Here is a 12,283-nt window from a genome sequence, read left to right on the forward strand (position 1 = left end):
GAGTCGTTATTTTTTAGGTAAAGTTTCTCTAAAAATAATGGGGCATTCAAAACGTTTATTTAAAGGCGTATTAGTTGAGGATCCCTTATTTAGTAATCTATTTAAGGTTGCTACTCCTAGGGTTGTCATTTCAGCGATAGGACTATGAATCGTGGTTAAAGCTGGAATACTAAACGCTGCCATTTTTGTGTCATCAAATCCAGAAATTCTAATTCTTTTCGCTAAATTTGAGGCTTCGTTAATAGCCTTTAGAGCGCCGATAGCCATATCGTCATTTTCGATAAATACATAGTCGGGAAGATTATCTAAATCTTGTAGAAGAGTTTTCATAGCGAGATAACCACCTTCGGATGAATAATCTCCCTTTAATGGTAAATGGCGATATAGCGGGCGGTGTGGGTATTTATTTGTCCAAAAAGAAAGGGCATCGAGATACCCCTGAGAACGTTCATGAGTGGAATTATAGTCTGATTTTCCTTGTATTATACCAACATTACGCGAGCCCGAATTTAATGCGTGTAGTGTGATTTTTCGAGATGCTTCATAATTATCCAACCAATAATTATATATATTTCTATTTTTTATATGCCGGTTGAGCACTACCACTGGAATATTTTCTGATATCAACTTATCAATAAATATTTGATCTTTTTTAGATTGACTAACTACAATTACTCCATCAAAGACACCTAATTCATCAGTTGAAGAAATAGAATTGATTGATAAGAAATAATTTTCTGGTAGTTGCGAGCGAATGTTTAAAATTATACTAGTTAGAAATAGGGCGGAGGTACCATTTTGAAGATCGGTAAAAAATAAACCAATGGTATAGGTGCGCCCTTGATTTAACCCTCGAGCATTTTGATTAGGGACATAATTTAATTTATGAGCAGTCTGTAGAATTTTCTTACGAGTTGATATTTTAACTTTAGGACTATTGTTTAAAGCTCTTGAAACGGTAGTGTGCGATATTCCAAGTGCATTGGCAATATCAAAAATAGTAGCTCTTTTTTGGGGTTCATTTGACATGTTATGCTCCGTGAAAACTAGTAAAGTATATTGAAACTTATTTTATTAGTTCTCTTCCTTAATGATATTTTGAAAATAATCGGGATAAGCATTTACAACGTTTTGTTTCTCTTCCAACATTAAGTGTAAATGTTCTTTCATTAAATAAGATAATTCATCGACGTCTTTATTTGCGACAGCATTGAAGATAGCTTGATGCTGGTTTAACAAAGTCTTCCAATCAAGATCAGCTTCTTTTAGGCGTAAGCGACGGAAGCGATTTAATTGGGTATTGTTTCCTAAAAGCCAGTCCCATACCATCTCCTTATTAGTAACGGTGTAAAATTTTTGATGAAATTCTTGGTCAAGATCGAAGAATTTATCGGGATCAGAGTTTTGAGCACTTGTTAACTGGTGTTCCAAGTTTTGTTTAAGGGCGTTAAGTGATTCTTCTGAAATATTAGTGACAGCATTCACCATAATATTTGGTTCAATGCATTCACGGACAAAACGCCCTTCAATCGCCGCACGCATATCAATTTGAGTAATATAAGTTCCACTTTGTGGTACCACTTCAATTAAACCTTCGCGTTCGATACGAATTAAGGCTTCTCTTACGGGAGTTCTCCCTAAATTTAATTCAGTTGAAATAGTTTTTTCAGATATTTTTTGTTTTGGTACATATTCAAAATGGATGATACGATACTTGATTTGGTTATAAGCATTATCACGCATGTTATCCATACAGCAGTTACCCCCAGGACAATTTTTATTACACTAATTTTAGCATAAGCCTAAATTTATAGGTGGATTTATAAAAAAATTGATTAATTATAAATGATTATTTCACAACGCTTTTGCTGTTATGACAACCATGAAAGCGCTTGACACACTGATGTATCAGGTTTAAAATGTAACTAACATATCAGTTTTTGCAGGGGTGGTTTTTTATGGATTATATTATCGGAATCGATGTTGGAACAACTAGTACAAAGGCTTTGCTTTACGATTTGAATGGAAAAATATATGGAAAATCAAATAAAGGGTACAAACTGTATCAAACCTTACCTGATATGGCTGAAGAAGATCCAGAAGATATATTTAATGCAACATTGCAAGCCATTCAAGAAGTGATTGCGAAGGCCAATCTTGAAGATGGAAGGGTGGTGGCAATTTCTTGGTCAGCTCAGCAACATAGTTTGATAGCACTAGATGATAATTTTAATCCATTAACTAGAACATTTACATGGGCAGATAATCGTCCGGAAAAATATGTGGCTGAGTATAAGCAAAATGGCAAAGGGATGGAAATGTACAGAAGAACAGGCTTACCAATCCATCCTATGGGACCAGTATATAAATTGTTGTGGTTAAAGAATGAGCGGGCGGATATTTTTAATAAGACAGCTTATTGGGTTGGAATCAAAGAATATATTATTTGGAGGTATACTAATGAATTAAAAGAAGAAATATCTATGGCAGCGGCGACAGGATTATTAAATATTAAGTCGCTTAAATGGGATGATGAAATTCTTCGTGAAGTTGGAATCACTAAGAATCAATTGCCAGAGCTGGTTCAACCAACCTATAAAATTAAAGGTATACGACCAGAGTACGCTAAGGTTATGGGGTTGGATGAGGATGTTTACTTTGTCATGGGTGCCACGGATGGTGCGCTCTCAACGATTGGGGTTGGGGCGATTAAACCGGGTGTGTTAGCTATTAATATTGGAACGTCGGCAGCTGTTCGTAGCTTTTCGGATAAACCGGCAATTGATCCTAAGGGTAGACTATATTGCTACCCAATAATGGAAGGTAAATACTTAATTGGAGGGCCAATTAATAATGGTGGAATTATTTTTAGTTGGGCACATGACGCACTATTTGGAGCGGAAAAAGAGACAGCCAAATTATTGAAGATGGACTCTTTTGATATGTTAACTGAGATTGCTAAAAAGGTTCCTGCTGGATCAGACGGCCTAATTTTCCATCCGTACTTAGGAGGCGAAAGAGCGCCATTATGGGATGCTAATGCTAGAGGGTCGTTTTTCGGGCTTAATCGTTCACATACTAGAGCTCATATGATTAGATCCGTTCTGGAAGGTATTGTATTTAATTTGTATTCAGTAACAATTGCGTTAAAAGAATTTACAGGCGAACCTAAGGAAATTCTAGCTGCGGGTGGGTTTGTACAATCTTCATTAGGGCGACAAATGTTAGCAGACGTGTATGAACATGATGTAGTAATTCCAGAGTCATATGAAAGTGGAAGTTTAGCAGCCATGTTTTTGGCTAAGATGAGCCTTGGTTTAGAAAATAAGTTAGAAGATATTAGTAAATATATTGGATCTGAAAAAAGATATACGCCAGATGAAACGGTGTATGAAAAGTACCGTAAGTTGATTCCAATCTATATTCGGTTGAGTAGAGAGTTATCGAGCGAATATAAAAGTATTGCAGATTATCAAAGAGAATTTGCTAATACTGAGAAAGAATAGATATAAAAAGCCTTCAAATGAGTGATTTGAAGGCTTTTTATATTGATGTTTTATTGAAAAAAGTTCGATACTCCAATAAGCTAAGTATCGAACCTTCTTTCAATATTTGATTATTCTAATTCTTATCCATGGCATGACCACCAAAGCCATTACGTAAAGCCGAAACAACCTTGCCGTTAAATGTGTCATCTTGCATCGAACGATAGCGAGTCATAACGGAAGCTGCAATTACTGGTGTTGGAACACCATGGTCCAACGCATCTTCAACGGTCCATTGACCTTCACCATTAGAGTGCATACGGCCCTTAATCTTATCTAAATTAGGGTCTTTTTTGAAGGCATCTTCAGCTAATTCCATGAGCCAACTACGAACCACTGAGCCGTTATTCCAAACTTTAGCAACTGCCTCATTGTCATATTCAAAATCAGAAGCTTGAAGAACTTCAAATCCTTCACCAATTGCCTCCATCATTCCGTATTCAATCCCGTTATGAACCATCTTCAAGTAGTGACCGGATCCGGCTTTACCAGTGTATAAATAACCATCTTTTTGGGAGATATCTTCAAATAGAGGACGAATAGTTTCAAAAATTTCAGGTTCATCTCCGCCAATCATAAAGTTTCCACCATTTAAAGCGCCACGCCAACCGCCTGAAGAACCACAGTCGAAGTAGTGGATACCTTTTTCAGTAAGTAAGCGATTGTGACGAAGTGAATCTTTCCAGAAGGTATTGCCTCCGTCAATAACAATATCATCTTTATTTAAAACATGAGACAATTCTTCAATGGTATTATCAGTGGGTTTACCAGCAGGAACCATTACCCAAACAATTTTAGGACTTGGTAACTGATGAGCCATCTCCTCAAGTGAAGTTGAAGAAGATGCGCCAAGACTAGCCGCCTTTTTAACTAAGTCTTGATTTAAATCAAAACCAACGACTTCATTTTGGTGACGTAACATATTCTGCGCGAGATTAATTCCCATTTTTCCTAATCCGATTAAACCTAGTTTCATAATTAAATAACCTCCAATTTAAAACTGATATATCAGTATTTGTATTAATGATACCGTTTTCAGGTGAAGCTGTCAAGATTAGGTAATGATTTTCGCTTATTTAACCACGATTGATATATTACTTTTGAATTTTCAATATTTGTAATTTATTTTATGAGGCTTAAACTACTTTTTTGTAGGAAACGTTGTTGTTTGTTGTCGCCAATTCCAATATTTAATGATAAAGTTTTACATGAGTGCTATCACGATTGTGTGCCAGTCGAGGTACATTAATAGAAAAATGAATTTATGCACAATTAAGTAATTCAAAGGAGGCAGCTCATGGCAGCCACATTAAAAGATATTGCGGATAAAGTTGGCGTATCGTTAGCGACCGTATCACGCGTGCTGAATAAAGATGCGTCTCTTTCAGTTGGCGATGAAACTAGACAAAAAATCCTAAAAACCGCCGAAGCTCTACACTATTCCAAAAATAAACGTCATAATAATTTAACAACTAGAAAACGCTTGGCAATTGTTCAATGGTACTCAGAAACTGAAGAACAAGATGACTTGTATTATATGTCGATTCGAATGGGAATTGAGCAACGTGGACAAGACAATCAATTCGAAGTGACACGAATTTTTCAGAATAATTTACAAGAACTAGGCCCAAATGTTGATGCAGTAATAGCAGTAGGAAAATTTAGTAAACCGCAAGTTGAAGAAATTGCAGCCGTTACTGATAATTTAGTTTTTGTGGACGATGATCAATTCGAAGCTGGCTTTGACAGTGTGATAACTGATTTTCAATTAGCCACCGAAAAAGTAGTCGATTATTTCTGGCAACAGGGGATTGAAGATATTGGGATTATCCATGGGTTAGAAATGACGACAGATCACCAATTAACTGTTACAGATCGTCGAATGTTAGGATTTAAGGCCGCGATGACCAAGCGTAACGCCTTTAAACCGGAATTTGTATTCGAGGGTGATTATACTAGCGAATCTGGTTCTAAAATGATGCAAAAGGCAATTGATGTGCTTGGAGATCAGTTACCTAAAGCGTTTTTTGTGGCCAATGATCCCATGGCGGCTGGGGCATTGAAAGCACTTCAGACGAATGACATTAAAGTACCAGACAGAGTTAAGTTATTCAGTTTTAATAATACTTCATTAGCTACTTTTGTTTATCCTGAACTAAGTGCAGTCAACGTTGATACGGAGTTGATGGGTTCCACAGCAGTCAATTTAGTAATGAGTCGTTTGGCCGGTCGCACCACCACGCAACGTGTGGAACTGGGTACAAGGTTGGTAGAACGAGCTAGTACGAAATAGAATAGAAGTGAATGACTCATAGTGGTCGGATTAAATTATCCAACCACTATGAGTCTTTTTATTTTAACTAAAATGTTTACTCAACCTCATCCAAATTTGGTATACTAAAAATGAAAGCGGTTTAATTAATACGGAGGTGTCATAATATTGGAAACTAAAAAAGAAGTATTTGATCAAATAGATGGTCAGGATGTCATACGTTATACATTGGTTAATGACCAACAAACTAGAATTTCAGTTTTAAGCTATGGAGGAACATGGCAAGAATTCGTAGTTAATGAGGATGGGGTGGAACACTCATTAATTTGGGGACTTGATAGCATGGCTGATTATCAACGCGTAGGCTATTGCCTTTGTCAATCAATTGGGCGAGTTGCTGGACGAATCGGCGGAGCTAAATTTAAGATTGATGATCAAGAATACCAAGTTGAGATGAACGAACAAACTCATTCATTGCACGGTGGTGACCACGGTTTTAATACCTTAAATTTCGATGGTAAATTTAGTGAAGATGATGATCAAGTTAGCGTGATTTTATCGAAACATATTAAGGCGAGTGATGATAATTACCCTGGAAACCTTGATGTAGAAATTAAATTTACCCTAGACAATCAAAATCAAGTTTCGATTTCATTTACGGGTGATACGGACGCTGCGACGCTCTTTAACCCAACGAATCATGTTTATTGGAATACAACGGATGATCGAACAAGTTTGGCTAAACAATGGTTGCAAATTAGCAGTACAGCTCACCTTGAATTCGATGAAGAAAAAGTTCCCACTGGCAAGAAGCTTTCGGTTAAAGCAACCGCCTATGATTTTAATCAAGAACAACCTATTGAGGACGCCTTGAAACAGTTAAACGCTGAAAATGGTGGGATTGAATTTGATGATGCTTACGAAGTTAATCCGAGTGAAACTACTCCTATTGCAATGGTAGGTGATACTGATGGTAAACGTCGAGTAAAGCTTTATTCAGATCGCAACGGACTAGTTGTATTCACGGCGAACCCATTTGATTCTGACCAAGAAGCAGCTCATGAGTACAATGCTTTAGCTACTGAGGCACAAACATTACCTGATGCAATCAATCATTCTGATTTTGGTGATATTGTTTTACGTCCAGGTAAGCCAGTTACAAATACTATTCGTTATCAATATGAACGTTTAAACTAAATCTAAATTAAGCGTGAGGTGTAAAAACCGAGCGCTTTTTAAATGGTTAAATAATTTAATAAAGTAGGTAGTAAAACTACATCGAGTGGCCTAAAACACCAAAACTAGAATTAAAAAAAGATTGGAATAGCGGTTTATGGGCAACGATAAGTTGGTCTGGGAAGCGGACTGAGTCGTTTAAATACTAATTTACTAAAATAATTAAGCAAATTTTACTAAAAAACATTGACATCCTCTCTGAAAACGATTACATTTAGTGCATAGATAATTAAAGGAGATGTGGTATAGATTATGGATGCAGAAGTTAAACAAAGCAAAAGTCGTAAAATCACTTCGCGACTAGCTTACTCATTTGGTGCATTTGGTCATGATGCGTTTTATGCAACATTATCGACCTATTTTATTATGTTCGTGACTTCCCATTTATTTGATAAGAGTAGTGGGGCTCAAGGAACTAAAATGATCGCGTACATTACGATGATCATTGCAGCATTACGTTTCGTAGAACTTGCAATTGATCCACTAATTGGTAACGCGATTGATAATACCAATTCACGCTGGGGTCATTTCAAGCCTTGGATTGTTACTGGTGGAACGATTGGTTCAGTTGTTTTAGCACTTTTATTTACCAGTTTAGGTGGTTTAAATACATCTAACCCAATTTTATACTTAATTGTTTTTGCTATTTTATATATTACAATGGATATTTTCTATTCATTTAAAGATGTTGGGTTCTGGTCAATGATTCCTGCGATTTCATTTGATTCAGCAGAACGTGAAAAAACAGCTACCTATGCTCGGGTTGGTTCTAATATTGGACAAAATATCGTTGGTGTAGTCGTTATGCCAATCGTTTTGATGTTTTCAACCAAGGCGAACAGCGGACAAGGTGATAATCGTGGTTGGATGGCCTTCGGGATTATCATCGCTGCGGTTGCTTTGATTTCAGCTTTAGCTGTAGCAATGGGAACTAAGGAAAATGATTCTGAATTACGTAAAAATACTGAAAAAACAACTTTCAAACAAGTTTTCAAAGTATTGGCTCGTAACGACCAATTAATGTGGTTATCTTTGACTTACGGAATTTACACGGCCGGTATGGCAATTACTAACTCACTTGAACTTTACTACTTCACTTACATTTTAGGTGATGCTTCGAAATTTACATTACTTGGTTCATTAAATGCCATCATTGGGGTGTTCGCCGTATTGGCCTTCCCACCATTGGCAAAGAAGTTTAGCCGTCGTAAAGTATTCTTCTTAGCTATTTCAGTCATGATCATTGCTTTGATTATGTTTGCACTTGCCGGACAATCATTACCAATGATCTTAACTTCTGCCGTACTATTCTACATTCCACAACCACTTATCTTCTTAGTTGTTTTGATGGTTTTAAGTGATTCTGTTGAATATGGACAATTGAAATTCGGTCACCGTGACGAATCATTAACTCTATCTGTTCGTCCTTTGCTTGATAAATTAGGTGGAGCTATTTCAAACGGTGTAGTTGGTTTAACTGCCGTTTGGGCTGGCATGACCGCTGGAGCAACTGCTGGGGACGTAACTTCCCACGGACAAGCTATTTTCAAATTGATGATGTTTGGTGTTCCAGCAGCTATGATTTTAATTGGAGCCTTCATCTTCTTCAAGAAGGTTAAATTGGACGAAAAAATGCATGCTGAAATCGTTGACGAGCTTGAAAAAACTTGGTCAACACATTTGGAAACAGATGAAACACCTGCAGAAATTGAAAAAGAGGACGGAATTACAACTCTTTACCGTAATCCGGTTTCAGGAAAATTAATCAGTTTAGACACCGTTGCAGATGAGACATTTGCGAGTGGAAGTATGGGTAAAGGATTTGCAATTAAACCTACCGATGGTCAAGTTTTAGCTCCATTTGATGGTGAAGTTGTAGCAACTTTCCCAACTCGCCATGCGATTGGACTTCGTTCTGACACAGGCGTCTTAACCTTGATTCATATCGGAATTGGTACCGTTGAAATGCGTGGTACGGGATTTGTTCAATATGTTGAAAAAGGCGATCACGTTAAACAAGGACAAGAATTAATTGAATTCTGGCAGCCAGCAATTAAAAAAGCAGGCCTTGATGATACTGTAATGGTAGTTATTACCAACAAGGATATGCCTGAATTTGATTATCTCAAAGAGCTGGGTGAAGACGTTAAGGATAGCGAAGATGTATTGAAGTTATCCAATACATTACCTAACTAAAGTTGGATTTTAAAAGGACAATCAATGATTTATTCATTGATTGTTCTTTTTTTGCATATTAAAAGCCGATGTTGGAGAATTTAAATCTTTCCAGCATCGGCTTTATTTTAGAAATGAATATTAAAACTGAAATCTAAATCTTGGTTAGCAGGGATGTGGTATTTTGCTTCAACATCTGCTCCCCAACTATCGATTCCACCGACACCGCGAACCGCCCCGTAGATCGAAAGCACGGTTCGTCTTGGTAATGGTAGTTCTTCAAGATGAGTGGCTTGTTCAAGCTCTGCAGCAGTATATGGTAAACAACTGAAAGCAAACGGCTGATCTGCCTGGCTGAAAGTAAGGCTAAAAGGTTGCTTGCTTTGATCGGCGTTATTTTGAGTAGTCGAACGAGTTACCGTTAGTTGACTGGTTTGCATGTGCATGCCACATTCTTGAGGAACAAGATAGGGAGTCACTGGTAATCCGTCAACGTGGAATTGACCTTGAGTTGCCCCTGCTAGACGATCGGGATAAGTTTCCCCAGAAAGTCCTTGGTAGTCAAAACCGGTAGCGGTCGTGGGCATAATGAAACGTAGTCCAAATGCTGGTAGCTCAGGTAAACCTTCACGTCCTGCAAAATGGGTCATGACCTTAATATTACCGTCACTAGTAACCGTATAGGTAATGCTTACCGAAGTGCTTGGCACCGTCGGAGTAACGAAATGGTAGGTTAACGCCACTTGATTTGCCATTTCATGGTTGGTATAGCGATTATTAAGGGGAGCGATGGGAAGCGGTTGAACGAGTTGTCCATCCACTGTTAATTCAATTTTTTGGCAAGTTGTGAATCGATCGGCTGCGTACCATTGGGCAGTTTTAACATCAAAACCATTTCCATGATCATTATCAGTAGTTGCTCGCCAAAATAGCGGAGTTGGTGTGCGGTAGAGCCACTCTTTTTGGTTAACCACTAAAGATTCAAACCCGCCTCGTTCGTAACTAAAAAGATAGTGAAAGTTAGGACCTTCTAATCCTAAACTGGCATCGCCATATATAACGTGTAATTGATTATTTGTGTAATCCATAATAGTATTTCACCTCCTGCATTGCTGGTTTAGGGGTTCGATCAGCAAATAGTAATCCATCACCAGAAAACTCATAGTCGGAATGGCGTTCATCGAAATCACCACCGTATCGTAGGACGTCTTGCTGGGTGATTGGATCATGAACTAACAGAGCTTGATCAATGAAGTCCCAAATGAAGCCACCTTGATACATTGGGTATTTATCAATTAAATCATTATATGATTGCATGCCTCCTAAAGAGTTTCCCATATCATGCATATATTCACAGTTTAAGAAGGGTTTATCGGGATTATTTTCTAGATAGCTAGCGATGTTAGCTGGAGTTTCGTACATACGACTTTCTACATCAGAAATACGATTGCGTAATTCTGGAGCACGAACGACACCTTCGTAATGAACCAGTCGAGATGTGTCATGTTCTTTATAGAAAGTTTGCATAGCCGCAATATCTTCACCAGCAAAGGATTCGTTGCCTAATGACCAGAAAATAATGGATGGGTGGTTTTTGAACCATTCATAGTTGGAGCGAGCCCGATCAACGACTGCTGCTAACCAATGAGGATTATCCCCAGGAACGTTATAGGAAGGTTCAACAGCCCCCATTTTTTGCCATGAACCATGAGATTCTAGGTTATTTTCAGCCATAACGTAAAGACCGGCTTGATCGCATAGTTCGTACCACGGTAGTTGATCAGGATAATGGCAAGTTCGAACAGCGTTGATATTATTATCAAGCATGGTTTGAATATCGTTCTGCATATCTTGCATGGTAATGACGCGTCCACTATGCGCATTCCACTCGTGGCGATTAACCCCGTTGAGAATCAAACGTTGGTTATTAACGTAAATGACTTTATCCTCACGTAATTCCACTCGCCGAAAACCAAATTGATAAGGAACGACTTCCAAGAGTTGATGCTGATTGTTGTAGACTTTAATCAACAACTGATACAAGGTGGGGCTTGTTGGTGACCATAGTGTCAAATTATCAAACGGCATGGAATCAAACAGGACCTTACCCGTTCCGCTTTGGGTCTGACTGGCCACTACCTGTTTATTTTGATCCGTAACGGTTAGTTCTAAGATAGCATCAGTACCAGAAACGTCAGCAGTAACTGCCAAGGTACCGCGCTCAAAATCATCTTTTACCTCCGGTTTGATGTCTAAATCCACAACATGGGCGGCCGGAAGAGCGAGGAGATTAACATCACGAAAAATACCAGAAAAGCGGTACATATCTTGATCTTCAATAAAGGCTGCCGTACTTCTTTTATAAACCTGTACAGCTAAAAGATTATCTTGGTCTTGAAGATATGGGGTTAGATCAAATTCTGAAGGAGTGAAGCTATCTTCAGCATAACCAATAAAATGGCCATTCAACCAAACGTATAATGCTTCTTCAACTCCTTGAAATTGAATGATAACTCGCTGATTTTTAAATGAATCATCAAGGTCAAATTGTTTTAAATAAGAGCCGACACTGTTATCAGCAGCATCGCTAAATAATCCAACTTCTAATTGGTCTTGATTAAGTGTGTAAGGGGGACGACGATAAATTTTTCCTTCCCAAGGGTAGAGAGTGTTGATATATTGAATTTGACTGTAGCCTGCTAATTCGATATGCCCTGGTACTTGGATCGTATCAAAATCAGCACTATCAAAATCAGGTGAATAAAAATGGAGCGGACGTTCAGACGGGGTGGACGCAAAGTGAAAACGCCAAGAACCGTTGAGACTTTTAATAAAGCTGCTACCTGTACGGATTTCGTCTAAATCACGATAGTAATGGTGGTCGCTATGGGCAGGTAGTTGATTGACTCGAAAAACTTCAGGATCATCAAGCCACTGAAGATTTGCTTGCATAATAAAACTCCTTTCGTAACCAAAATATAAAACGCTTACAATAAAATGATAGAACATAACCCTAAATTTGTATACGTTGTTTTAGTTAAAATTTAACCAAAAT

General features: G+C 37.9%; 9 protein-coding genes and 1 pseudogene. 5 read left to right on the forward strand and 5 right to left on the reverse strand.

The window, feature by feature from the left end; translation table 11 throughout:
- Window positions 1-6: 6 nt before the first annotated feature.
- Entirely contained in the window at window positions 7-1,029 is a 1,023-nt protein-coding gene (locus IV86_RS06890; protein WP_002834451.1) for a LacI family DNA-binding transcriptional regulator, read from the reverse strand.
- 45 nt (window positions 1,030-1,074) lie between these two features.
- Window positions 1,075-1,752, reverse strand: a complete 678-nt coding sequence (locus tag IV86_RS06895) for a GntR family transcriptional regulator (protein ID WP_002834452.1) — start codon at window positions 1,750-1,752, stop codon at window positions 1,075-1,077.
- A gap of 49 nt (window positions 1,753-1,801) precedes the next feature.
- Here IV86_RS06895 and IV86_RS08915 point away from each other — a divergent pair.
- Window positions 1,802-1,849: pseudogene (locus IV86_RS08915) on the forward strand (stage V sporulation protein M); the annotation flags it as partial.
- A 109-nt stretch (window positions 1,850-1,958) separates the two neighbouring features.
- Window positions 1,959-3,506 carry a gluconokinase gene (gene gntK, locus IV86_RS06900; protein ID WP_002834454.1) on the forward strand — a complete coding sequence of 516 codons (1,548 nt, stop codon included), beginning with the start codon at window positions 1,959-1,961 and terminating at the stop codon, window positions 3,504-3,506.
- 115 nt (window positions 3,507-3,621) lie between these two features.
- Here the strand turns inward: gntK and gnd are convergent, their stop codons facing one another.
- Entirely contained in the window at window positions 3,622-4,521 is a 900-nt protein-coding gene (gene gnd / locus IV86_RS06905) for a phosphogluconate dehydrogenase (NAD(+)-dependent, decarboxylating) (protein ID WP_002834500.1), read from the reverse strand.
- 321 nt (window positions 4,522-4,842) lie between these two features.
- On the opposite strand from gnd, the gene IV86_RS06910 reads away from it, so the two are divergent.
- The 3 genes from IV86_RS06910 (at window position 4,843) to IV86_RS06920 (ending at window position 9,249) form a co-directional block, all read left to right on the forward strand.
- A complete protein-coding gene (locus tag IV86_RS06910) occupies window positions 4,843-5,838 on the forward strand; it encodes a LacI family DNA-binding transcriptional regulator (RefSeq protein WP_002834499.1) in 996 nt (331 codons plus the stop codon).
- Window positions 5,839-5,985: 147 nt separating this feature from the next.
- Window positions 5,986-7,014 carry an aldose epimerase family protein gene (locus tag IV86_RS06915; protein ID WP_002834498.1) on the forward strand — a complete coding sequence of 343 codons (1,029 nt, stop codon included), beginning with the start codon at window positions 5,986-5,988 and terminating at the stop codon, window positions 7,012-7,014.
- A gap of 291 nt (window positions 7,015-7,305) precedes the next feature.
- On the forward strand, window positions 7,306-9,249 hold the full coding sequence (locus tag IV86_RS06920; RefSeq protein WP_002834497.1) for a sugar MFS transporter: 1,944 nt from the start codon (window positions 7,306-7,308) through the stop codon (window positions 9,247-9,249).
- 107 nt (window positions 9,250-9,356) lie between these two features.
- Here IV86_RS06920 and IV86_RS06925 read toward each other — a convergent pair whose 3' ends face one another.
- Window positions 9,357-10,316 (reverse strand): beta-galactosidase small subunit, encoded by a 960-nt coding sequence (locus IV86_RS06925; RefSeq protein ID WP_056979459.1) that lies wholly within the window; start codon window positions 10,314-10,316, stop codon window positions 9,357-9,359.
- Window positions 10,300-12,180 carry a glycoside hydrolase family 2 TIM barrel-domain containing protein gene (locus IV86_RS06930; protein ID WP_002834495.1) on the reverse strand — a complete coding sequence of 627 codons (1,881 nt, stop codon included), beginning with the start codon at window positions 12,178-12,180 and terminating at the stop codon, window positions 10,300-10,302. Before IV86_RS06930 ends, IV86_RS06925 begins: the two co-directional genes overlap by 17 nt.
- Between the last annotated feature and the right edge of the window lie 103 nt (window positions 12,181-12,283).

This window comes from Pediococcus pentosaceus (assembly GCF_001437285.1).
GTDB lineage: Bacteria > Bacillota > Bacilli > Lactobacillales > Lactobacillaceae > Pediococcus > Pediococcus pentosaceus.